Below are 20,787 nucleotides of genomic sequence, written 5' to 3'. Positions count from 1 at the left end.
ATGGCGGCGGTCCGCGGGCGCGCTCTGGTCGCGGGCCACGCCCGGGGACGCCTGGCCTGGGCGCCCCTGGGCCTGAGTTTCTGGGGTGGCGTCGATCCGGCCAGCGGCCGGGTGATCGATCGCCACCATCCCCTGCACGGTCTGGAGCTGGCCGGTCGCATACTGGCCATCCCCAGCGGACGCGGCTCCTGTACCGGCAGCGCCGTGCTCCTGGAGCTGTTGCTGGCGGGACGCGGACCGGCAGCGCTGGTACTGGCCGAGCCGGACGAGATCCTCAGCCTGGGTGCCATCGTCGCGGAAGAACTCTTCGGTCGCTCCCTGCCGGTGGTCAGCCTAGGCGCCGCAGCCTTCGCGGCCCTGGCCGAGTGCGACGAGATCGCGGTAGCCGATGGCTGGGTCGGAACGCCGAATAGCCACTTTGCCGAAATGGAGCCGCCTGACATCGCCGAGCTCCAGCTGAGCGTGACCGACCAGGCGATGCTGGATGGCGCCCAGGGCAAGGCCGTCCAGGCGGCCATGAAGATCCTGGTACGCATGGCGCAGCTGCAGGGCGCCCGCGAACTGCTCGACATCACCCAGGCCCATATCGACGGCTGTATCTACACCGGCCCGGCCAGTCTGGCCTTTGCCCAGCGGCTGGTGGAGTGGGGCGGTCGGGTGCGGGTGCCCACCAGTCTCAATGCGGTGTCCGTGGACCAGCGTCGTTGGCGTGAGCAGGGCGTCGACCCGGCGCTGGGCGAGCCGGCCAGCGCTCTGGCCGAGGCCTATGTGGCCCTGGGTTGTCGCCCCACCTTCACCTGCGCGCCCTATCTGCTGGACAGTGCTCCCGCGCTGGGCGAGCAGGTGGTCTGGGCCGAATCCAACGCCGTGGTCTTCGCCAACAGCGTGCTGGGCGCGCGCACCCAGAAGTACGCCGACTTTCTCGATATCTGCACCGCCCTGACCGGACGGGCACCCCGGGCCGGCTGCCACTTGGACAGCGGCCGCCGCGCGGCCAAGGTGTTCCGGGTCAGCATGCCCGCGGGCCATGACGACGCCTTCTATCCGCTGCTCGGCTACTGGATCGGCCTGCGCTTGCCCACCCGGATTCCCGCGGTGCTGGGGCTGGAACACGCCCAGCCCAGCCGCGACGATCTCAAGGCCTTTGGCGCCGCCTTCGCCACCACCTCGGCGGCGCCGCTGTTTCATCTGGTCGGGGTAACGCCCGAGGCGCCGACCCTGGCTGCGGTCGCCGCGCCTGAGCTGGAGGTCGAGGACATCGAGCTGGCCGATCTGCGTCAGGCCTGGGCCGAACTGGACAGCGCCACTGCCTGCGAGGTCCAGCTGGTAGCCCTGGGTAATCCGCATTTCTCTGCCGAGGAATGCCAGCGGCTGGCCGAACTATGCCGGGGCCGGTACAAGCATCCCGGGGTAGCCCTGGTGATTACCCTCGGGCGGGACGTGCGCGAAGCGGCCGGGCGGAACGGTAGCCTGGCCGAACTGGAAGCCTTCGGTGCCCAGCTGGTGGGGGACACCTGCTGGTGCATGCTCGGCGAACCCCTGGTGCCGCCCCTGGCCCTTACCCTGCTGACCAACTCTGGCAAGTTCGCCCACTATGGCCCGGGCCTCACCGGTCGCGAGCTGCGCTTCGCCGGCCTGGCCGCCTGCGTGGAAGCGGCCTGCACCGGACTGGCGCCGGCCGGACCGCCCGCCTGGCTCGCATCGGCGGACTTATCCAGCTGATAGTGGGCTCGGGTTCTGTACAGGAATTCCGTGGATCGTCCTGTGGATAAGCTTGGCATAGCCGGATGCGAAGCCCAGGGCGCCTGGTCTGGCGGGAACTGTTCAAAAAATCGCCAGTGCAAGAAAAACCTCGAGATACCAAGGCGTTATAACTGATCCGCTGGATTCCCAGCGATCTGAGTATTCGCCTGACCAACGTCCCTGAGCTATCGTGGGTCTCGGCCAAACTCCCTCGCAGAAGGAATCTTTCATGTCTTCGATCTTCATCACCGGCGCTACCTCCGGCTTCGGCGCCGCCACCGCTCGCCGCTTCGCCAAGGACGGCTGGTCGATCGTCATCACCGGCCGCCGCGAGGATCGCCTGCACGCCTTGGCCGAGGAATTGTCCGGGCAGGCCAAGGTGCTGCCGCTGGTGCTGGACGTCCAGGATCGCGCCGCCGTGGAAGCCGCGGTCGCCGGCCTGCCGGAGGAATTCAACCAGCTGCGCGCCCTGGTCAACAACGCCGGTCTGGCGTTGGGCAACACCCCCGCCCAGAGCTGCGACCTGGACGACTGGGACACCATGGTCGATACCAACATCAAGGGCATGCTCTATTGCACCCGCCTGCTGTTGCCCCGACTGATCGCCCATGGCGCCGGTGCCGGCATCGTCAACCTGGGCTCGGTGGCGGGCGACTATCCCTATCCGGGCAGCCACGTCTATGGCGCCACCAAGGCCTTCCTCAAGCAATTCAGTCTGAGCCTGAGATCGGACCTGCTGGGCACTGGGGTGCGGGTGACCAACATCGAGCCGGGCCTGTCGGAAAGCGAGTTCTCGGTGGTGCGCTTCGGTGGCGACAAGGCCAAGGCCGATGCGGTCTATGCCGGTACCGAACCCCTGACCCCGGACGACATCGCCGAATCCATCCACTGGACCCTCAACCAACCCAAGCACGTCAACATCAACCGCATTCAGCTGATGGCGACCTGCCAGGCGTTCAGTAACTTCAACATCCATCGCAACAGCTGAGGCCGCTCGCTCGGTTCTGATCAAACATCGCCGAGCACCGCACTGTTCGTAGTGGACTAGAGCACCTTGACCGCCCGACCGATGAACTGGATCGGTCCGGTGGGTCGGCCGGTGGGCGAGCCGCCCTGGTCTTCCAGGGTGAGTTCGAACAGCTGATTGGCTTCCAGCGGCGGCAGCTGGTCCAGCGGCACCTGCAGGGTACGCCCCGGCTCGACCAAGCCCAGTGACACGGGGCCCTGCCAGGCATCGGCCTTGGTCCAGAATTGCAGCGCCTTGCCGCTCGGCACGGCGTCGCGCCCTAGGGGAATCAGCTGCAGGTCACGGGCACTGGCGGTCTGGATCACCCAACCGGGCGTACGGTCGTCAGGTGCTGCCAGCACCACCAGGTAACTTGGCGTGGGTACCGGGCGCAGCAGTAGCAGCACCGCGAGCACCAGACTGGCGGCCAGCCCTGCCGCACTCAGGCCCTGCCAGAGCGCCAGGCGCTGCCACAGCGACTCGCGCCGGGGGGTGACCTTGGCGTCGGCCTCGCCCAGACTGCGCTCGATGCGCGGCCACAGATTCGCGCCGGGTTGGACGGGTGGCACCCGCTCGGCCAGCGGCTGCAGACGCGCCTCCCAGCGCGCCACGGCGGCTGCCAGCAGGGCGTCCGTCGTCAGCGCACCTTCCACCCGCCGACGCTCCTCGGCGTCCAGGGTGCCGAGCACGTATTCGCCGGCCAGGCGTTCGCGCTCTTCGTCCGGGAGCAGGGTGGTGTCGCCGTTCATGTCATGCACTCCCTTAGCGCCTTGAGGCCTCGCGTGATCCAGCTCTTCACCGTGCCCAGGGGCGCCTGCAGGCGCTGGGCGATCTCGCCATGGGAGCAGCCGTCCAGGTAGGCAGCCAGGATGGCCTCCCGCCGTGGCGCTTCCAGGTTCTGCAGGCAGCCCTCCAGGCGGCGGCCGTTGGCCTCTCGCACCGGATCGGCAAACTCGGCCAGGGGTTCCCAGCAGTCCGCCAGGGGCACCAGCCGCTGGCGATCGCGCAGGGCGTTGAGCGCGAGGTTGCGCGCTACGCTGCACATCCAGCCACGCGCCGAACCACGCTCCGGGGCGAACCCGGCGGCGCCGCGCCAGATGCGCAGAAAGGCGTCGTGGAGGATGTCCTCGGCCAGCCCGCGATCACGCACTAGGCGCAGGACGATGCCCAGCAGCAGCGGCGCCTCGGTCTGGTAGAGCCGCTGCAGGGCGGCGCGCTCGCCCCGGGCGCAGGCGGCGAGCAGGGCCTCAGGGTCATGGGGACGGTCGGTCACTAGGTCACGCCAGGCTCGGGGGCGCCAGGGGTGGCGACCGGATCAGCCGAGCCTAGCCGATCCGGTCGTGGCTGTCCCCTGGACCTCAGCCCTTCTTCCAGAACAGATAGTCGGCCTGGTAATTGACGGTCTGCTGTTCGCCCTTGTTGGCCGCGGTACAGGCCTTGGTCGGCGCGACGCCACCCTTGAGCGCGGTGCGCTGGATGTAGGTGGTGCCCTGGAAGGCGCCCTTGCCCTCGGCAGGCGCGGCCTCCACCAGTTGATAGGGCAGGTTGCCGGCGCCGGCGGGGGCGACGGCCAGTTGCTTGCCGACCACCTTGGAGCCGTCACTGGCTTCCCAGGTCGCGGGCGGACCGTAGTAGCGCCCCACCGGCTTGCCCTGGCGATCATGCAAGTCGGCCTTGGGGCCGACAAAGAACCACTCGGTCTGGCCGGGCATGTCCTTCTTGTCACGGCACTCGTAGACGATGGTGCCCTTGCCCACGGTTTCCAGCATCAGGCTGTTGCCGGCGGGGACACGGACGGCCTCGGGCAGCTCGCCCTGGGCTAGCAGCGGGGTGCTCAACAGGGCGGTCAGGGCCAGGATGCTGCAACGGCTGGAGATATTGTTCATGCACTTGCTCCGGATTGAGAGGGGGCACAGTCGGCTGGACTGTAGGGGCTATACCCGGCAGCCGGGGCCTTGGATGCAGCTGTCATAAAAAATTTTCAATTTAGCGGCATAGTCGCCACCGCCTCACGGCCGAACCGCTCTGTCCTGCGGTTTCTGTCAGCCTACCGTCAGCCTGGTTTCAGCGATCCCTAAGGTTGTTCGGCGATAGTGGCGGCGGGCCGCGAGCCCGTCTTTCCCAGCCTGCCGGAGTCCTGCCGCGTGTCCTCCATCCCGAGTCCGGCGCGCCTGCGCCTCGAAAGTCTGGCGCTGTGCCTGCTGGCGGTGCTGCTGTTCACCCTCGGACTGTGGGAGCAGCCTTTCATCGGCTTCGACGGCCGCTTCGCGCTGTTCGCCCAGGAGATGTTTCGCCACGGGGCCAGTGCCTTCCCGACCAGTTACGGACAGCCCTATCCGGACTATCCCGCCACCTCGACGCTGCTGATCGACGTCTTCGCCCAGCTATTCGGCGAGGTCAATCGCCTGGCCACGGTGATTCCCACCGCGCTGGCCTCCGCGGCCATCGTCGGTCTGCTCTATCGCCTGCTGGCCGAGCGGTCCCGCGCCTGGGGCCTGCTGGCGGTACTGGTGCTGCTGCTCACCAACGGCTTTCTGGCCAAGGCCCGCTCCATCTGCCTCGATCAGTTCGTTACCCTGGCGGCGCTGGGCTGCTTCTATCTGCTGTGGAGCGCCGACCAGCGCGGCCTGCCCCGGCGGCGCGCGCTGGTGTTCCTGTGCCTGGCCGCCGGCTTCGCCGTGCGCGGACCCCTGGGGCTGATCGAGCCCTGTGGCGTGGTCTGCGTCTACTGGCTGCTGCAGGGCGACTGGCGGCGCAGCTTCGGCTACGGGCTGGTGGGCGCCGTGGTGCTGGCGCTGTGCGGCGCCCTGCTGTTTGGCCTGGCCTGGCGTACCGGCGGCCCGGTCTTTGTCGAAGACGTGCTGCGCATGCAGGTCTCCGGGCGGCTGGACGACACCGACGGTGCCGGCTATCCCTGGTGGTACTTCCTGCAACTGGGGCTCTATCGCTATGCGCCGGCCTTTCCCCTGGCACTGCTGGCCTTGCCGACGCTGAGGCACCACTGGCGGCTGCGCCATGAGCAGGCGGACAGCCGCCTGCTGCTCCAGCTGGCCGGCTTCGCCACGCTAATCGTGGTGGCCCTGTCGATACCCACCTTCAAGAAGCCCTATTACATCCTTCCGGCTATCCCGGCCTGCGCCGCCCTCGGCGCCTGGGTGCTGCTGCAGGGGCAGGGTGCCCTGGCCTGGGTACGGCGGCTGTTCCTGCCGCTGCTGGTGATCTTCCCGCTGGTGCTCGGGGTGCTGGTCAAGCTACAGCAGCCCAAGCTGCAGGCCGCGGGCTGGTGGCCTGAACTTGATCTGCGCTTCCTGCTGGGCGCCTTTGCCATCCTGACGCTGTTCGCCCTGGTGGCCGCCTGGCGCGAGCGCGGCGCCTTCCGCCTGGGCATGCCCCTGGCCGCGGCAGCCCTGGCGCAATGGCTGCTGGTGGTGCTGGCGCTGGATCCGATGCAGGCGCTGCGCTACGACACCCGGGTCTTTGTCACCCGCCTGGAAAGCCTGCGCCAGGGGGAGCCCGGGCAACTGGTGTTCCTTGGCCTGGGCCAGGACACCAAGGCCTTTCGCTACCTGATGAATCTGGACTACGACGTGCCCCTGCCGACCTTCCTCGATATCGGCCAGGCGGCGCAGCTCGCCCAGGTCACCCGACCCGCCTATGTGCTGCTCGACGCCGACAGCCAGCCCGCTCTGGCCGGCACCCCGCTGGCCAGTCGCCGACCGGTGCTGGAAGGGCGCTTCAACGACAACCGCTGGCAGGCCTACTACCTGCCCTGAGGCCGCTGTGATGACCGATTTGCCCGATTTCAAACGTCGCCGGCTGTGCCTGGCGCTGGCCGGTCTGCCGCTGCTGGCCGCCTGCAAGCCGACCCAGCGCTACGGCCTGCCGGAACACCGCGCACTCTGGTTCGAACGGCATGCCTTCGAACCCCTGGCGCCGCTGCCGTCGCGCAGCAGCTTCCTGCTCGGCGTGCTGCCGGATACCCAGTACTACAGCGAGAACAATCACGAGATGCTGCCCAATGGCCGGCGGGTGAAGCGCTATGGTCACCTGGGCTATTCGCCGGCGTTGGCCTTTCATGCTCAGACCCGTTGGCTGGCGCACAACGCCGCGGCCCTGAACCTGCCCTTCGTGGTGCACCTGGGCGATCTGGTGGAAAACGCCGAGCAGCGCGGCGAGTGGGCCCTGGCCAGTCATGCCATGGCACGTCTGGAGCAGGCTGGCGTGCCCTACAGCGTCATGACCGGCGACCATGATGTCGTCGACCTCTACACCGAGGATCGCCTGCGCGACGGTCGCGAACTTTTCACCCAGTACTTCGGCCGCGAGCGAGCGGCGCGCCAGGCTACCTTCATCGAACGCGATGTCACCGGCCTCAACGAGGCCCATCGTTTTTCGGCCCTAGGGCAGGGCTTCCTGCTGCTGACCCTGGACTGGTGCCCCTCGGACCAGAGTCTGGACTGGGCCCAGGGCATGCTGGATCGCTATCCGCACCTGCCGACCATCCTGGCCTCGCACAACATCGTCGACCTGGTGAACGGCCAGGCCGTGCTTTCCACCCGCCGCAACGACACCGGGGTGCGGCTATGGCATCGGCTGATTCGCCGCAACGATCAGATCTTTCTGACCCTCAACGGCCACAACCACGGCAGCGGTCATCTGCGGCTGACCAATGACCTGGGCCATCCCGTGGATCTGCTACTGATCAACTACCAGACCGAATACGCCGGCGGCAACGGCCTGCTGCGGCTGCTGGAACTGGACCTGGCGCGGGGCCGGCTGGAGGCCTTCACCTATTCGCCCTGGGTCGCCTATCGCCAGCAGAGCGGCGACCTGCCGGTGTGGCTGGGCAGCGATCCGCGCGACACCTATTCCGCCGCGGTGCTGGCGCCCCTGGCCTCGCCGCAGTTCGACAACAGATTCGTGCTCAAGGTGGATTTCGCCACACGCTTCGCCGGCTTTGGCGGCTATACCGCGCAGTTGCCGGCGGTGGCGGAAGAGGGCGTGCTGGCGCGGCTGCGCCAGCAGTTGGGGATCACCTAGGAGCCTGCTCAAAGGCTCGCGAGCTAGAGGCAAACAAGGCGAAAATGGCTGAGGAAGCGGAGTTTACAAATAGTAAATGAGCATTCCGAAGCCATTTTTAACGCCGTTTGGCCGACGCGCAGCAGCCTTTGAGCAGGCTCTGAAAGGTCAGGCGGCTAACAGCCAGCCACCGGCCACGGCAGTGGCGACGCCGGCGAGTCGCACCAGCGGCGTGGCCGCCTGGGGCAGGTAGCGTACCACGGCATAGCCCAGGCCATGCAGGGTGGCGGTGGCGGCGACGAAGCCCAGGGCATAGGCCCAGGGATTGCCCATTTCCGGCAATTCCAGACCATGGGCCACGCCGTGGAACAGGGCGAAGGCGGCGGTCAGGCTGACGGCTGCGGCCACCGGCGGACGGGCGGCCAGGGCCACCAGCAGGCCCAGGGCCAGCACCGAAGCGGCGATGCCGGTCTCCAGCAAGGGCAGCTCCAGCCCGGCAAAGCCCAGCAGACCGCCGATCAGCATGGTGCCGACAAAGGCGCAGGGCAGCGCCAGGCGCGCCTTGCCCTGCTGCTGGGCGGCCCAGAGGCCCACGGCCAGCATGGCCAGCAGGTGGTCGAGACCGGTCAGGGGGTGCAGCACCCCGGCGGCCAGGCCGTTCTCGGCGTGACCCGGATGGGCGAAAGCCAGGGCCGGGGCGAGCAGCAGGGCGGCGGTGGCGAGGATCTTGGTGTGTTTCATGGTGGCTCCTTGGGGATGAAATCCTGGACTCAGAACCTGCTCACGACCTGCTGCGCGTCGGCCAAACGGCGTTGAAAAGTCCTTCGGAATGCTCATTTACCACTTGTAAACTCCGCTTCCTCAGGCCTTTTCGCCTCGTTTGTCTCTAGCTCGCGAGGTCGTGAGCAGGTTCCTAGGCGGCGGTCAGCAGACCCTGCTTCTCGATGAAGGCGATGATCTCTTCCAGGCCCAGACCGGTCTTCTGGTTGCTGAAGACGAAGGGCTTGTCGCCACGCATCTTGCGGGTGTCGCGGTCCATCACCTCCAGAGAGGCGCCGACCTGCTCGGCCAGATCGATCTTGTTGATCACCAGCAGATCCGACTTGCAGATGCCAGGGCCGCCCTTGCGCGGCAGCTTGTCGCCGGCCGAGACGTCGATGACGTAGAGGGTCAGGTCGGACAGCTCGGGGCTGAAGGTGGCGGAGAGGTTGTCGCCCCCAGATTCCACCAGGATCAGGTCCAGACCGGGGAAGCGGCGATTGAGCTGGTCAACTGCCTCCAGATTGATGGAGGCGTCTTCGCGGATGGCGGTGTGCGGACAGCCGCCGGTCTCCACGCCGAGGATGCGTTCGGGCGCCAGGGCCTCGTTGCGCACCAGGAAATCTGCGTCTTCGCGGGTGTAGATGTCGTTGGTCACCACCGCCAGGTTATAGCGCTCGCGCAGGGCGCGGCAGAGGGCCAGGGTGAGGGCGGTCTTGCCGGAGCCGACCGGTCCGCCGATACCGACGCGCAGGGGTTGGGTAGTCATCAAGGGATCTCCTAGGAACGGAACAGGCGGCTGTACTGCCGCTCGTGGGCCATGCTGCTGAGGGCCAGGCCGAAGGGGGCGCCGCCCCAGGTCGCTTCGGGCAGCTCGGCGGCCTGCTCGGCCGTGGCGGCCAGGGTCGGCAGCAGAAGGGAGGTGAGGCGCTGGGCGGCTTGCTGGCCCAGCGGCAGGGTTTTCATCAGTACCGCCAGCTGATTCTCCAGCCAGGTCCACAGCCAGGCGTCCAGGGCGGCCCGGGGGGCGATCGCCCAGGCCCGGGCGGCCAGCGCCCAACCCAGGGCGAAGGTCGGGGTCAGCTCGGCGAGCAGGCGCCGGCTGGCGTCATCCAGCTCCGGCAGACCGAGCAGCAGCTGCGCCAGGGAATAGCCGGTCTGGCGACTTTCCAGCTGGAATTCCGCGGTCTCGCGACTGGCGCGGTGACGCTCGGCCAGTTCGCCCAGGCGCGTCCATTCGCTGGCCGCCGCAGCTTCGCAGTGGGCCAGCAGCAGCGGCGCCTCGAAGCGCGCCAGATTGAGTTCGAGATTGTCGCGCAGCCAGACCTCGGCCTCCGCCGCGCTGCGGATCAGGCCGCTGTCGATGGCCAGTTCCAGTCCCTGGGAATAGCTGTAGCCGCCAATGGGCAACTGAGGACTGGCCAGGCGCAGCAGCGCGAACGGCGCATTCACGTGCGCACGCCGAAGTGGTGCAGCTTGGGCGCGTAGTTGAAGCCTTCCTCGCCATGGTGCGAGTGATGGTGGCCACCACCGTAGGCGCCATGCTCGGGCTGGAAGCCCGCTTCGATCTCGCTGACCTGGGCGCCGAGCTGCTCCAGCATGGCCTTGAGCACATAGTCGTCCAGCAACCGCAGCCAGCCATCGCCGATCTGCAGGGCGACGTGGCGATTGCCCAGGTGGTAGGCGGCGCGGGTCAGCTCGAAGGCACTGGCGCAGATCACATGTAGCAGTTTTTCCGGCCGGGCGACGACCCGCACGATGCGGCCATCGCGGGCTTCCAGACAGTCGCCATCGGCCAGCGGCGGTTGTCCGCGTTCGAGAAACAGGCCGATGTCTTCGCCGGCACTGGTGGTGGCTCTGAGGCGACTCTTGCTGCGGGCGTCGTAGGTGAGGTGGAGTTCGGCGTCCCAGGTATCCCGGGGCGCGCAGCGGCGTTGGACGACCAGCATGGCAGGACTCTTGGCAGTTTTGCCCAGCTCTACAGCAAGGGGCCTGCCAAGGCGCGCAAGTCGCCTGGTTATGGGGCGCCGGAAGTTGACCTGGCGTTCAGGTTGCTCTTATTTGGTGCGCCATTGCGTCGGCCAGCAAGGCAACGCCCTCCTTTGGGGCGTTGATGCGTTCGCCGCGTCGCCAGTGCTTGCTGCCGATCAGGATCAGCTTGAGCTGCTGCACCATCTTCGCCGCCGGCCACAGCGGCGGCGGTGTGGTCAGCGGCGGCGGATCGATCAACTCCGGCAGGGTGGCGAACACCGTCTTCACCACCAGGTCGGCCAGGACATCGATCTGCGACGGACTCAGATGGGGCAGCCGACCCAGGGCGAGCAGGTCGCGGGCCAGGTCCTGGGTGATGCGCTGGCGCAACTCGGCGATGGCCTGGCGCACGGCCTGGGAGCCGCCGTATTGCTCTCGGGCGAGAAAGAGGAACTGATCGCGGTTGTCGCTCACGGCGCCGAGAAAGATCTCCACCGAAGCCTCGATCATGCCGCGCTGCTGCAATTCGTGATGACGCACCTGGCGCAGGGCGTCGCGAAAGGTGTCGCCCACCTCGGCCACCAGGGCCAGGCCGAAGGTTTCCATGTCGCTGAAGTGGCGATAGAAGCCCGCCGGGACGATGCCGGCCTGGCGACTCACCTCGCGCAGGCTGAGACTGCCGAAGCCGCGGCCGCTGTTCATCAGCAGGCGCGCCGATTCCAGCAGCGCCTGGCGCGTTTGCAGCTTCTGCTGGGCACGAATCGACATGGAGAGATTCCGGGAGAGAAGGCGGCACTGTAGCAAAGGATGCCCCTGCTGACTCCAAGGGTTTTCCACGACCGCCGGGTGGTAGGCTCTGGCCCGAGCCTTGCCTTGAGAGCGTCATGAATCTCGACAACCGTATCAAGTTTCGCCACCTGCTGTGCTTTCTGGAGATCGCCCAGCAGCGCAGCTTTGCCAAGGCCGCCGATGCCATCGCCGTGTCCCAGCCGGCCATTTCCAAGACCATCCGCGAACTCGAGGAGATCCTTGAGGTGCGCCTGTTCGAACGCGGCAAGGGCGAGGTGACCCTGACCGACGCAGGCCTGCTGTTCCTGCGCCATGCCGGTCCCTGCGTCCAGGCCCTGCGCGAGGGAATGCAACTAGTGCGCGGCGGCGAGGCCGGTGGCCTGGTACGGGTCGGAGTGCTGTCGACGGTGGAAAGCCAGGTGCTGCCCGAGGTCTTGGCGCGGCTGCACGAGCGGCATCGGCAATTGATCGTCAACGTCGCCACCGGCCCCAGTGCCTATCTGCTGGGCCAGCTGCGTGTTGGCGATCTGGATCTGGTAGTCGGGCGCATGACCGACAGCCCCGACATCCACGGCCTCGACTTCGAGCACCTCTATACCGAGGCCCTGACCTTGGTGGTCCGTCCGGGGCATCCACTGAGCCAGGCGCTGCCGGCGGACCTGGCGACCCTGGCGCGCTATCCCCTGGTGCTGCCCTTGCCCGGTACCACCATCCGCCGCCACGCCGAGAGTCTCTTCGTCCAGTGCGGCATCCCGCTCAGTCCCCAGCGCCTGGAAACCCTGTCGCCGACCCTGAGCCGCCAGTATGTCCGTCAGAGCGAGGCCCTGTGGATCGCCCCGCTGGATGCGGTACGCCGCGACCTGGCCAGCGGCGAGCTGATCGAGGTGGAGCTTGGCGTCCGCGAAGCCGGCGGCTCGGTCGGCATCTGCCGCAATGGCAGCGTGGCCCTGTCGCTGGCCACCCAGAGATTCTGCGACGTCTTGCGCGAAGTGGCCGGCGAGCTAACCCATAACCACTAGGTTATGGAGAAGGGCGCACCTTTCAATTCAGCCAGGCTGCGTCCTGGGCCACACTGGGATCAGCCAGCCCTTGGCTTCGATCCTTCCGTGGAGCATTCCAATGCATAACAAGCCCCACGACGTTCGCTACGTCGCCCGTGATCGCACCTGGCATCCCCAGGCCTATACGCCCGCCTACAAATCCTCGATTCCCCGCTCGCCGCGCCAGGCGCTGGTTAGCCTGCAGCACCAGACTGTGTCCGAGCGCAGCGGCCCGGACTTCTCGCGGCTGCCCCTGGGGCCCCACGACAACGACCTGCTGCTCAACTTCGGCACCGGCCAGTTGCCTCAGGGTGAACGCATCATCCTGTTCGGCACCCTGCGTGACCAGTTCGGCAAGCCGGTGCCCAATTCCCTAGTGGAGATCTGGCAGGCCAACGCCGGTGGCCGCTACCGGCACAAGAACGACGTCTACCTGGCGCCGCTCGACCCCAACTTCGGTGGCGTCGGCCGCACCCGTACCGACAGCCAGGGCAACTATGTCTTCCGTACCGTCCGCCCGGGTCCTTATCCCTGGCGCAACGGCAGCAACGACTGGCGCCCGGCGCACATTCACGTCTCGGTCATGGGCCCGGCCATCGCCACCCGGCTGATCACCCAGCTCTACTTCGAGGGCGATCCGCTGATCCCGCTGTGCCCCATCGTCAAGTCCATTGCCGATCCCGATGCCGTGCAGACCCTCATCGCCCGCCTGGACATGAGCATGGCCAATCCCATGGACTGCCTGGCCTATCGCTTCGACATCGTCACCCGCGGCGCGCGGCAGACGTTCTTCGAACATCATTGAGGACGCAGACATGACCCCCAACCGCCACGACCTGCTGCCAGAAACACCCTCCCAGACCGCCGGCCCCTACGTGCACATCGGCCTGGCCCTGGCCGCCGCCGGCAACCCCACCCGCGAGGTCGAGATCTGGAACCAGCTGGCCAAGCCTGGTGCCCCGGGCGAGCACATCCTGCTCACCGGCCAGGTGTTCGACGGCAATGGCAACCTGGTACGCGACTCCTTCCTGGAGTTCTGGCAGGCCGATCACCAGGGTCAGTACGATCCGGTCTACGACGTGGAGAAGGCCTTCAACGGCTTCGGCCGCACCGCCACCACCTTCGATGCCGGTGACTGGACGCTGCACACCATCAAGCCCGGCCAGGTCGCCGACCAGCGCGGCCAGCCCATGGCGCCGCACATCAACGTCACCCTGTTCGCCCGCGGCATCAACATCCACCTGCAGACGCGCCTCTACTTCGACGACGAAGCCGAGGCCAATGCCCGCTGCCCGGTCTACAACCTGCCGGAACCGGAGCGCCGACCGACTCTGCTGGCACGCCGCTGCGAGATCGATGGCCGCCTGGCCTATCGCTTCGACATCCACCTGCAGGGCCCGCAGGAAACCGTCTTCTTCGACATCTGAGGGCCCAGACAGCAAAAAGCCCTGTCAAGGCAGGGCTTTTTCATTGGCGTGATCCGTAGTTCAGATGCGGTATGTGGTCTTGGTCATCACCTTGGACACCAGACTCATGCCGTATTTGACCGGGGTGGGAAAGCGCCAGCCACCGGCCGCCAGAGCGTGCTCGGCGTGCTGCTCTTCATCGATGCGCATCTGTTCCAGCACCGCGCGGGACTTGGCGTCGGCCGCCGGCAGCTTGTCCAGGTGCTCGTCCAGATGGCGGCAGACCTGATTCTCGGTGGCGGCGACGAAGCCCAGGCTCAGGCGATCGCTGATCAGCCCGGCACCGGCGCCGATCCCGAAGGACAGGCCATAGAACAGCGGATTGAGCAGGCTGGGGCGCTCACCCAGGGCGCGGATGCGCTGCTCGCACCAGGCCAGGTGGTCGATCTCCTCGTCCGCCGCGCGCTCCATCTCTTCCCGGACTTCCGGCAACTTGGCGGTCAGCGCCTGGCCCTGGTACAGCGCCTGGGCGCAGACCTCGCCGGTGTGGTTGATGCGCATGAGACCGGCCGCATGACGGCGTTCCTCGTCGCTCAGCTCAGCATCTTTCAGCGGAATGGCCGGCGAGCTGCGCGTGGGGGCGCCACTGAAGGGCGTCAGGGTACGCAAGGCGGTATCCGCCTGGATCAGCAGTCGATCGAGGGGGGAGTAGAGGCGCTTGGATCTCAAGGTGATCTCCTTGGCGGGCGAAGGGAGGACAGGATGTGGCTCAGCCCGGAGGCCAGGTCATCTGCCGCTTGCCCAGCACATGCATATGGATGTGATAGACCGTCTGGCCACCCAAGGCGTTGCAATTCATGGCCACGCGGAAGCCTTCCTCGCAGCCCTGCTCCTGCGCCAGGCGCTGGGCGGTGAAGAGGATATGGCCGGCGAGCTGCTTGTCGTCGGCCTCGCTGAGGTCGTGCAGGGTCGCGATGTGCTTCTTGGGGATGACCAGAAAGTGCACGGGCGCTTGCGGGGCGATGTCATGGAAGGCCATGACCTGATCGTCCTCGTAGAGCACCTTGGCCGGAATGTCTCCGGCGACGATCTTGCAGAACAGACAATCCACGTCGATCTCCTGCTGGCTGAATAGCGTCCAAGTGTACCAGCGGCTGTGCCCTGGGGTCAGGTGCGGCCGGCGGGATCACCCTTACGCGGGTTGAAAGAGTTTGCCGATCCGCACCGCGGCCGCACGCACCAGGGCGCGGGGCAAGAGGCGCGGCAACAGGCTGCCCAGGCGATTGCGCCAGCCCGGCACGATCACCGCCTGGCGCCGCTCCAGTCCACGCACCGCGGCCAGGGCCACCTCCTCGGCGGACATCAGCAGCTTGCCCTGCTCCATGCGCCCGGTGTGCAGCCCGGCATTCTTGAAGAAGGCGGTACGGGTCGGCCCGGGGCAGAGCACCGACACCGACACCCCGCGCTTCTTGAGTTCTTCGCGCAGGCCCTCGGAAAAGTGCAGGACATAGGCCTTGGTCGCCGCATAGCTGCTCATGTAGGGAATCGGCTGGAAAGCCGCGGTCGAGGCGACGTTGAGGATCTGGCCGCCGCCCTGGATCGCCATGTGCTGGCCCAGGGCATGGCACAGGCGGGTGAGCGCCAGGATGTTCAGCTCCAGCTGCTCCTGTACCCGCGGCCAGTCAGCGGCGAGAAAATCCCCGCCGCTGCCGATCCCGGCGCAGTTGACCAGCAGGCCGATGGCTCTCTCGCTCTGCTCCAGCTCGTGCAGCAGACCGGTCAGGTGCAGCGGCTCCGCTAGGTCGCAGACCCGGTACAGCACCTCCACGTCGAAGCGCTGGGCCAGTTCGGCGGCGATGCTCTCCAGCTTGTCCTTGCGCCGCGCCAGCAGGATCAGCGGCTGACCCCGCCGCGCCAGGGCCTCGGCCAGGGCCAGGCCGATCCCGCACGAGGCACCGGTTACCAGGGCATAACGCTGCATACTGCTTTCTCCAGGAAAACGCCGGTCGCCGGCGGATTCGCCGTGGACCTAGTAGGGTTTGACCACCACCAGGATGACGATGGCGATGAGCACCAGTACCGGCACCTCGTTGAACCAGCGATAGAACACATGGCTGCGCTTGTTCTCGCCGCGCTCGAAACGCTTGCGCATGGCGCCGCAGACATGGTGATAACCGATCAGCACCACCACCAGCGCCAGCTTGGTGTGCATCCAGCCCTGCGTCATCCAGCTCGGATTGATCAGCAGCAGGCCGATGCCGAACACCAGCGTGAGGATCATCGCCGGCAGCATGATGCCGCGGTACAGCTTGCGCTCCATCAGGCAGAAGCGCTCGTGGCTCACGGCGTCGCTGCTCTGGGCGTGATAGACGAACAGGCGCGGCAGATAGAACAGGCCGGCGAACCAGCAGACCAGGGCAATCAGGTGGAAGGCTTTCAACCAAAGATAGAGCATCGGGGCGTTCTCCTTATCAGGCGGCGCGATATTAGAGTGGCGCCGACGGCAAGTCATTCACTCCAGTCATCTCGGCCAGCCTCCCGTGGTCGCCCAATAGTTGACCCTTTTGCTCGGGCAAGCGGATAATTTCCTGACTGAATTGTGTTCGGCGCAAGCCGGGAGACTACGGCAATGACCATTGAAACCTTCACCCCGACCCCCCTGCAGTTCACCCTGGGCGCGGCCAGCAAGGTGAAGAACCTGATCGAGGAAGAGGGCAATCCCCGCCTGAAGCTGCGCGTCTTCGTCACGGGTGGCGGCTGCTCGGGCTTCCAGTACGGCTTCACCTTCGATGAAGATTCCGCCGACGACGACACCGTCATCGAGCGCGATGGCGTGCACCTGGTGGTGGATCCCATGAGCTTCCAGTACCTGGCCGGCGCCGAGGTGGACTACCAGGAAGGCCTGGAAGGCTCGCGCTTCGTCATCAAGAATCCCAATGCCGCCACCACCTGCGGCTGCGGTCAGTCCTTCTCCATCTGACCTGAGCCGCGCCCGGCCTAGTGTGGGTAGAGTGCACCCAGGACCCGGAGCCCGCTGGCTCCGGTGACCTCAGGGCAATTGCCGGGTAGCCGTTTGCAGAAGCGCTGGGCCAGCCAGGCAAAGGCCATGGCTTCCAGCCAGTCCGGCGAGACGTCATAGGCCGCAGTGCTCTGCACCCTGGCTGGCGCCAGTTGCCGCGCCAGACGCGCCATCAGATCCTGATTGTGCGCCCCGCCGCCACAGACCAGCACCTCGTCCACCGCCTGGGTGGCCAGGATGCTGTCGGCGATGCTGCGAGCGCTCAGCTCGGCCAAGGTGGCCTGGACATCCGCCGGATCCAGCGCCTCATGCTGGGCGAGCTGTCCCTGTAGCCAGGGCAGATTGAAGTGCTCGCGTCCGGTGCTCTTCGGTCCGCTCTTCATGAAGAAGGGATCGCTCAGCAGCCGTTGCAGCAGCGCCGGCACGACCTTTCCCTGCGCCGCCCAGGTGCCATCGGCATCGAAGAGCTGCCCCTGGCTATGGTGGATCCAGGCATCCAGCAGCACGTTGCCCGGTCCGCAATCGAAGCCCCGTACCGGCAGCCCCGGCGCCAGCAGGGTTACGTTGCTGAAGCCACCGATGTTGAGCACCGCACGCGGGCGATCCAGGCCGAAGAGATCGGCATGAAAGGCCGGGACCAGCGGCGCGCCCTGACCACCGGCGGCCAGGTCGCGGCGGCGGAAGTCGGCGACCACGTCGATACCGCTCAACTCGGCCAGCAGGGCGGCATCGCCGATCTGCAGGGTGTAGCCCTGGGCCGGCAGATGGCGGATGGTCTGGCCGTGGCTGCCCACGGCGCGGATATCCGCGGAGGTCAGTCCCTGCTGGGCCAGCAGCTCGGCGATACCCTGGGCGGCCAGCCTGACCCAGGCCTGTTCGGCCCGGGCGATGCGCTCGATCTCGTTGTCGCCGGGCGCACAGAGCGCCAGCAGCTCGCGGCGTAGCGCGTCCGGCATGGGCATGCCTACGGCGGCGACGAAACGGGTCCGCTCGTCCTGTTCGATCAGGGCAATATCCAGTCCATCCAGACTGGTGCCGGACATCACCCCCAGGTAGAGCTCCATCTCAGCGCTTGTTCATCGCGAGCAGAGAGGCGCGCTCCTGGTCCATGCGGGCCATGAGCGGCTGGCTCTGGGCCAGGAAGCGCGAGATCTCGTTCTTGGCGATGGGATCGGCCATGGGCAGCTTCACCCCGAGCGGATCGACGTGGTTGCCATTGATGCGGAATTCATAGTGCAGGTGCGGACCAGTCGCCAGCCCCGTCATGCCCACGTAGCCGATCACCTGGCCCTGTTTCACCGAAGCGCCGGCCTGCATGCCCTTGGCGATCCGGCTCATGTGCCCATAGACCGTGGTGTAGGTCTTGCCGTGCTGGATCATCACCACGTTGCCGTAGCCATTCTCGCGACCGGCCTTGGCGATCTTGCCATCGCCGGTGGCATGAATCGGCGTACCCGTGGGCGCGGCATAGTCGACGCCCTTGTGCGCGCGCATCTTGTTCAGCACCGGGTGGAAGCGGCCCATGGTGAAGCGCGAGCTGATCCGCGAGAACTCCACCGGGGTACGGATGAAGGCCTTGCGCATGCTGCCGCCTTCCGCCGTGTAGTAATTGGTGGTGCCGTTCTTGGCGGTGTAGCGCACGGCCGTATAGGCCTTGCCCTTGTTGACGAAGCGCGCGGCCAGGATGTTGCCGTAGCCGACGTGCTTGCCGTTGACCACCTTGTCCTCGTACACCACCTCGAATTCGTCGCCTTCCTGGATGTCCAGCGCGAAGTCGATGTCGTAGCCGAAGATGGTCGCCAGCGCCATGGTCATGTCGTGGGACAGCCCGGCCTTCTGCGCCGAAGCGAACAGCGAGCTGCTGATCCGGCCCTGGGCATAGGCCCGGCGGATGTCCGGGGTGACGGTCTTGTGCTCGACCTCATAGCCCTGGTCGGACTTGACCAGCGACAGGGTCTGCAGCGCGGTGAGCTTGGTGCGTACCGCCAGCAGGTCGCCGGCGTGATCACGCTGGAATTCGATCTTCTGACCCACCCGCAGGCGGGTCAGCTTCTTGGCTTCCTTGCTGCTGGCCAGTACCTCGTGCACCACGGCGGCAGCCAGGCCGGCCCGCTCGAACAGCGTCGAAAGGGTATCGCCCTTGCGCACGGTTTCGGTCTTCCACTGCGGCTCGACGCTTTCGGTGGCGGCGACCTCTTCTTCTTCGGCAGGGGCTTCCTCGGCGGTCTGCGCCTCCGCCTGATCCGCAGAGACCTGGGCGAAGGGGGAGGTGGTCTGGGTGTCCGCGACCTGAGTATCTGCGAGCACTTGCTCCTTCAGGTCATCCTGACCCTGCACGACGCGCTGGGCGTCCTGTTCAACATCCAAGCTGATGGAAGTACGTTTCGCCTCGACCTGCTGAGAGGGAAACACGAGCAAGGCCAGACTCAAGAGCGCGGCCACCCCGCTGGCGGCCACGAGGTGGCTTTTGGGGTAGAACGGGCTTTTGGTAATTGGCTTCGTCATTTAGCTAAAGTGATGATCTGACGTTAAAAGAAGTGAATAACTGCCTAAAATATAATCAAAAGCTGGCTGTCACAACCCTTTGGGGTGGTCGATCCGACGTGTTGGCTGGCGGCTGCTAGGGGCATCTTGATAAGGTTCACGCTTTCGAAATTCAGAGGCGAAGCCCCCATGAAAACGGTCCAGGAGCAGCTGGCGGTCATCAAGCGTGGAGCAGATGAGCTGCTTGTCGAGTCAGAGCTTGTAACAAAACTGGAGCGCGGCACCCCGCTGCGCATCAAGGCAGGCTTCGATCCGACCGCTCCGGATCTGCACCTTGGCCACACCGTGCTGATCAACAAGCTGCGCCAGTTCCAGGAGTTGGGCCATCAGGTCATCTTCCTGATCGGCGACTTCACCGGCATGATCGGCGATCCCAGTGGCAAGAGCGCCACCCGCCCGCCGCTGACCCGGGAACAGGTGCTGGAGAATGCCGAGACCTACAAGGCCCAGGTATTCAAGATCCTCGACCCGGCGCGTACCGAAGTGGCCTTCAACGCTACCTGGATGGATCAGCTGTCGCCGGCCGACTTCATTCGCCTCTCTTCCCAGTACACCGTGGCGCGCATGCTCGAGCGCGACGACTTCAGCAAGCGTTACGCCGGCAATCAGCCCATCGCCATCCACGAGTTCCTCTATCCCCTGGTCCAGGGCTATGACTCCGTCGCCCTGCGCGCCGATGTCGAGCTGGGCGGTACCGACCAGAAGTTCAACCTGCTCATGGGGCGCGAACTGCAGCGCGCCTACGGCCAGGAAGCCCAGTGCATCCTGACCATGCCGCTGCTCGAAGGCCTGGACGGCGTCAAGAAGATGTCCAAGTCTCTGGGCAACTATGTAGGTATCCAGGAAGCGCCGGGGGTCATGTACAACAAGCTGGTGTCCATTCCCGACACCCTCATGTGGCGCTACTTCGAACTGCTCAGCTTCCGCAGCCTGGAGGAAATCGCCCAGTTCCGCAGCGATGTGGAGCAGGGGGCCAATCCCCGCGACATCAAGATCAAGCTGGCCGAAGAGATCGTGGCCCGCTTCCATGGGGAAGAAGCCGCCCAGACGGCCCATCGCTCCGCAGGCAACCGCATGAAGGATGGCGAGCTGCCGGAAGACCTGCCGGACGTCGAGCTGGAAACCGATGCCGCCTTGCCGGTCGCGGCCGTCCTCAACAAGGCCGGGCTGGTGAAGAACGCTGCGGCAGCCCGCGATCTGCTGGCCGCAGGTAGCGTCAAGGTGGATGGCGAGGTGGTCGATCGCGGCTTCCTGTTCGAAATCGGCCGTACCTATATATGTCAGGCCGGCAAGAAGGCTTTTGCCCGCATCAGCGTCCGTCAGCAATAAAATTGAAATAACCTGTTGACGCCCTCCAGAAGTCGCCTATAATGCGCCCCACTTCCGGCGCAGACGCTGAAGCGGCTTGAAAATCAAGCACTTAGGTCTGGGCCGGGCGAGGGGTCCACGGATTCTTCGCCATTTGGCTCTCACCTCCGGGTGATGACGAAA

General features: G+C 66.3%; 23 protein-coding genes. 9 read left to right on the top strand and 14 right to left on the bottom strand.

The annotated features are described in order from the left end of the window. Together lhpI and LRS53_RS23240 are read left to right on the top strand one after the other, a co-directional pair. Nucleotides 1–1,722, top strand: coding sequence for a cis-3-hydroxy-L-proline dehydratase (gene lhpI, locus LRS53_RS23245; protein WP_231357446.1), 1,722 nt, complete (start codon nt 1–3; stop codon nt 1,720–1,722). Between the two features lie 250 nt (nt 1,723–1,972). Further along, entirely contained in the window at nt 1,973–2,731 is a 759-nt protein-coding gene (locus LRS53_RS23240; RefSeq protein WP_017640609.1) for an SDR family oxidoreductase, read from the top strand. Between the two features lie 56 nt (nt 2,732–2,787). On the opposite strand, the gene LRS53_RS23235 is transcribed toward LRS53_RS23240, so the two are convergent. From LRS53_RS23235 to LRS53_RS23225, 3 genes are all read right to left on the bottom strand, one after another. Further along, nucleotides 2,788–3,498: an anti-sigma factor gene (locus LRS53_RS23235; RefSeq protein ID WP_231357445.1), complete on the bottom strand. Its 711-nt coding sequence runs from the start codon at nt 3,496–3,498 to the stop codon at nt 2,788–2,790. Continuing rightward, nucleotides 3,495–4,022, bottom strand: a complete 528-nt coding sequence (locus LRS53_RS23230; protein ID WP_231357444.1) for a sigma-70 family RNA polymerase sigma factor — start codon at nt 4,020–4,022, stop codon at nt 3,495–3,497. Before LRS53_RS23230 ends, LRS53_RS23235 begins: the two co-directional genes overlap by 4 nt. An 85-nt stretch (nt 4,023–4,107) precedes the next feature. Then, nucleotides 4,108–4,635 carry a DUF3455 domain-containing protein gene (locus LRS53_RS23225; RefSeq protein ID WP_064308136.1) on the bottom strand — a complete coding sequence of 176 codons (528 nt, stop codon included), beginning with the start codon at nt 4,633–4,635 and terminating at the stop codon, nt 4,108–4,110. Between the two features lie 258 nt (nt 4,636–4,893). On the opposite strand from LRS53_RS23225, the gene LRS53_RS23220 reads away from it, so the two are divergent. Further along, the gene (locus tag LRS53_RS23220) at nt 4,894–6,522 is read left to right on the top strand and encodes an ArnT family glycosyltransferase (RefSeq protein ID WP_231357443.1); all 1,629 of its coding nucleotides are present in this window, start codon (nt 4,894–4,896) and stop codon (nt 6,520–6,522) included. A 10-nt stretch (nt 6,523–6,532) separates the two neighbouring features. Then, nucleotides 6,533–7,789 carry a metallophosphoesterase gene (locus LRS53_RS23215; RefSeq protein ID WP_231357442.1) on the top strand — a complete coding sequence of 419 codons (1,257 nt, stop codon included), beginning with the start codon at nt 6,533–6,535 and terminating at the stop codon, nt 7,787–7,789. Nucleotides 7,790–7,936: 147 nt separating this feature from the next. Here the strand turns inward: LRS53_RS23215 and LRS53_RS23210 are convergent, their stop codons facing one another. From LRS53_RS23210 to LRS53_RS23190, 5 genes are all read right to left on the bottom strand, one after another. After that, nucleotides 7,937–8,509, bottom strand: a complete 573-nt coding sequence (locus LRS53_RS23210; protein WP_231357441.1) for a HupE/UreJ family protein — start codon at nt 8,507–8,509, stop codon at nt 7,937–7,939. A 172-nt stretch (nt 8,510–8,681) separates the two neighbouring features. Next, the gene (gene ureG / locus LRS53_RS23205) at nt 8,682–9,296 is read right to left on the bottom strand and encodes an urease accessory protein UreG (RefSeq protein ID WP_007162627.1); all 615 of its coding nucleotides are present in this window, start codon (nt 9,294–9,296) and stop codon (nt 8,682–8,684) included. Nucleotides 9,297–9,307: 11 nt separating this feature from the next. Continuing rightward, on the bottom strand, nt 9,308–9,979 hold the full coding sequence (locus LRS53_RS23200; RefSeq protein ID WP_231357440.1) for an urease accessory protein UreF: 672 nt from the start codon (nt 9,977–9,979) through the stop codon (nt 9,308–9,310). Beyond that, complete coding sequence (gene ureE, locus LRS53_RS23195; protein ID WP_231357439.1) at nt 9,976–10,476, bottom strand: urease accessory protein UreE; 501 nt, start codon at nt 10,474–10,476, stop codon at nt 9,976–9,978. Before ureE ends, LRS53_RS23200 begins: the two co-directional genes overlap by 4 nt. Nucleotides 10,477–10,573: 97 nt before the next feature. After that, a complete protein-coding gene (locus LRS53_RS23190) occupies nt 10,574–11,266 on the bottom strand; it encodes a TetR family transcriptional regulator (RefSeq protein ID WP_017642990.1) in 693 nt (230 codons plus the stop codon). Between the two features lie 116 nt (nt 11,267–11,382). On the opposite strand from LRS53_RS23190, the gene pcaQ reads away from it, so the two are divergent. The 3 genes from pcaQ to pcaG all read left to right on the top strand — a co-directional run bounded on the left by pcaQ (nt 11,383) and on the right by pcaG (nt 13,754). Further along, nucleotides 11,383–12,306 carry a pca operon transcription factor PcaQ gene (pcaQ, locus tag LRS53_RS23185; protein WP_231357438.1) on the top strand — a complete coding sequence of 308 codons (924 nt, stop codon included), beginning with the start codon at nt 11,383–11,385 and terminating at the stop codon, nt 12,304–12,306. A gap of 100 nt (nt 12,307–12,406) precedes the next feature. Next, nucleotides 12,407–13,132, top strand: coding sequence for a protocatechuate 3,4-dioxygenase subunit beta (gene pcaH, locus LRS53_RS23180; RefSeq protein ID WP_017642988.1), 726 nt, complete (start codon nt 12,407–12,409; stop codon nt 13,130–13,132). Between the two features lie 10 nt (nt 13,133–13,142). Beyond that, nucleotides 13,143–13,754: a protocatechuate 3,4-dioxygenase subunit alpha gene (pcaG, locus tag LRS53_RS23175; RefSeq protein ID WP_231357437.1), complete on the top strand. Its 612-nt coding sequence runs from the start codon at nt 13,143–13,145 to the stop codon at nt 13,752–13,754. 60 nt (nt 13,755–13,814) lie between these two features. Here pcaG and coq7 read toward each other — a convergent pair whose 3' ends face one another. The 4 genes from coq7 to hemJ form a co-directional block, all read right to left on the bottom strand. After that, nucleotides 13,815–14,462, bottom strand: coding sequence for a 2-polyprenyl-3-methyl-6-methoxy-1,4-benzoquinone monooxygenase (gene coq7 / locus LRS53_RS23170; RefSeq protein WP_231357436.1), 648 nt, complete (start codon nt 14,460–14,462; stop codon nt 13,815–13,817). A 40-nt stretch (nt 14,463–14,502) separates the two neighbouring features. Then, the gene (locus LRS53_RS23165) at nt 14,503–14,844 is read right to left on the bottom strand and encodes a histidine triad nucleotide-binding protein (RefSeq protein WP_017642985.1); all 342 of its coding nucleotides are present in this window, start codon (nt 14,842–14,844) and stop codon (nt 14,503–14,505) included. Nucleotides 14,845–14,925: 81 nt separating this feature from the next. After that, entirely contained in the window at nt 14,926–15,714 is a 789-nt protein-coding gene (locus LRS53_RS23160) for an SDR family NAD(P)-dependent oxidoreductase (protein WP_017642984.1), read from the bottom strand. A 48-nt stretch (nt 15,715–15,762) separates the two neighbouring features. After that, entirely contained in the window at nt 15,763–16,188 is a 426-nt protein-coding gene (gene hemJ, locus LRS53_RS23155; protein ID WP_017642983.1) for a protoporphyrinogen oxidase HemJ, read from the bottom strand. Nucleotides 16,189–16,362: 174 nt separating this feature from the next. Here hemJ and erpA point away from each other — a divergent pair, with 174 nt between their 5' ends. Continuing rightward, the gene (gene erpA, locus LRS53_RS23150; protein WP_007162616.1) at nt 16,363–16,713 is read left to right on the top strand and encodes an iron-sulfur cluster insertion protein ErpA; all 351 of its coding nucleotides are present in this window, start codon (nt 16,363–16,365) and stop codon (nt 16,711–16,713) included. Nucleotides 16,714–16,730: 17 nt separating this feature from the next. Here erpA and LRS53_RS23145 read toward each other — a convergent pair whose 3' ends face one another. Both LRS53_RS23145 and LRS53_RS23140 read right to left on the bottom strand, forming a co-directional pair. Then, complete coding sequence (locus tag LRS53_RS23145; RefSeq protein ID WP_231357435.1) at nt 16,731–17,816, bottom strand: anhydro-N-acetylmuramic acid kinase; 1,086 nt, start codon at nt 17,814–17,816, stop codon at nt 16,731–16,733. A 1-nt stretch (nt 17,817) separates the two neighbouring features. Further along, the gene (locus tag LRS53_RS23140; protein ID WP_026084084.1) at nt 17,818–19,257 is read right to left on the bottom strand and encodes a peptidoglycan DD-metalloendopeptidase family protein; all 1,440 of its coding nucleotides are present in this window, start codon (nt 19,255–19,257) and stop codon (nt 17,818–17,820) included. 168 nt (nt 19,258–19,425) lie between these two features. Between LRS53_RS23140 and tyrS the strand changes: the two genes are divergently transcribed. After that, nucleotides 19,426–20,625: a tyrosine--tRNA ligase gene (gene tyrS / locus LRS53_RS23130; protein WP_064308146.1), complete on the top strand. Its 1,200-nt coding sequence runs from the start codon at nt 19,426–19,428 to the stop codon at nt 20,623–20,625. The last annotated feature ends 162 nt before the right edge of the window (nt 20,626–20,787 follow it).

It is taken from the genome of Pseudomonas sp. PLB05, from assembly GCF_021106615.1.
Taxonomy (GTDB): Bacteria; Pseudomonadota; Gammaproteobacteria; order Pseudomonadales; family Pseudomonadaceae; genus Chryseomonas; species Chryseomonas benzopyrenica.
The sequence above is the reverse complement of the archived record's forward strand: the minus strand, read 5'-3'. Positions and strand labels throughout refer to the sequence as shown.

What these genes read in the sequence shown, in the direction of transcription:
- lhpI (WP_231357446.1), top strand. Translation starts at nt 1, where the DNA reads ATGGCGGCGGTCCGCGGGCGCGCTCTGGTCGCGGGCCACGCCCGGGGA.
- LRS53_RS23240 (WP_017640609.1), top strand. Translation starts at nt 1,973, where the DNA reads ATGTCTTCGATCTTCATCACCGGCGCTACCTCCGGCTTCGGCGCCGCC.
- LRS53_RS23235 (WP_231357445.1), bottom strand. Translation starts at nt 3,498, where the DNA reads ATGAACGGCGACACCACCCTGCTCCCGGACGAAGAGCGCGAACGCCTG.
- LRS53_RS23225 (WP_064308136.1), bottom strand. Translation starts at nt 4,635, where the DNA reads ATGAACAATATCTCCAGCCGTTGCAGCATCCTGGCCCTGACCGCCCTG.
- LRS53_RS23215 (WP_231357442.1), top strand. Translation starts at nt 6,533, where the DNA reads ATGACCGATTTGCCCGATTTCAAACGTCGCCGGCTGTGCCTGGCGCTG.
- LRS53_RS23210 (WP_231357441.1), bottom strand. Translation starts at nt 8,509, where the DNA reads ATGAAACACACCAAGATCCTCGCCACCGCCGCCCTGCTGCTCGCCCCG.
- ureG (WP_007162627.1), bottom strand. Translation starts at nt 9,296, where the DNA reads ATGACTACCCAACCCCTGCGCGTCGGTATCGGCGGACCGGTCGGCTCC.
- ureE (WP_231357439.1), bottom strand. Translation starts at nt 10,476, where the DNA reads ATGCTGGTCGTCCAACGCCGCTGCGCGCCCCGGGATACCTGGGACGCC.
- LRS53_RS23190 (WP_017642990.1), bottom strand. Translation starts at nt 11,266, where the DNA reads ATGTCGATTCGTGCCCAGCAGAAGCTGCAAACGCGCCAGGCGCTGCTG.
- pcaQ (WP_231357438.1), top strand. Translation starts at nt 11,383, where the DNA reads ATGAATCTCGACAACCGTATCAAGTTTCGCCACCTGCTGTGCTTTCTG.
- pcaH (WP_017642988.1), top strand. Translation starts at nt 12,407, where the DNA reads ATGCATAACAAGCCCCACGACGTTCGCTACGTCGCCCGTGATCGCACC.
- pcaG (WP_231357437.1), top strand. Translation starts at nt 13,143, where the DNA reads ATGACCCCCAACCGCCACGACCTGCTGCCAGAAACACCCTCCCAGACC.
- LRS53_RS23160 (WP_017642984.1), bottom strand. Translation starts at nt 15,714, where the DNA reads ATGCAGCGTTATGCCCTGGTAACCGGTGCCTCGTGCGGGATCGGCCTG.
- hemJ (WP_017642983.1), bottom strand. Translation starts at nt 16,188, where the DNA reads ATGCTCTATCTTTGGTTGAAAGCCTTCCACCTGATTGCCCTGGTCTGC.
- erpA (WP_007162616.1), top strand. Translation starts at nt 16,363, where the DNA reads ATGACCATTGAAACCTTCACCCCGACCCCCCTGCAGTTCACCCTGGGC.
- LRS53_RS23145 (WP_231357435.1), bottom strand. Translation starts at nt 17,816, where the DNA reads ATGGAGCTCTACCTGGGGGTGATGTCCGGCACCAGTCTGGATGGACTG.
- LRS53_RS23140 (WP_026084084.1), bottom strand. Translation starts at nt 19,257, where the DNA reads ATGACGAAGCCAATTACCAAAAGCCCGTTCTACCCCAAAAGCCACCTC.
- tyrS (WP_064308146.1), top strand. Translation starts at nt 19,426, where the DNA reads ATGAAAACGGTCCAGGAGCAGCTGGCGGTCATCAAGCGTGGAGCAGAT.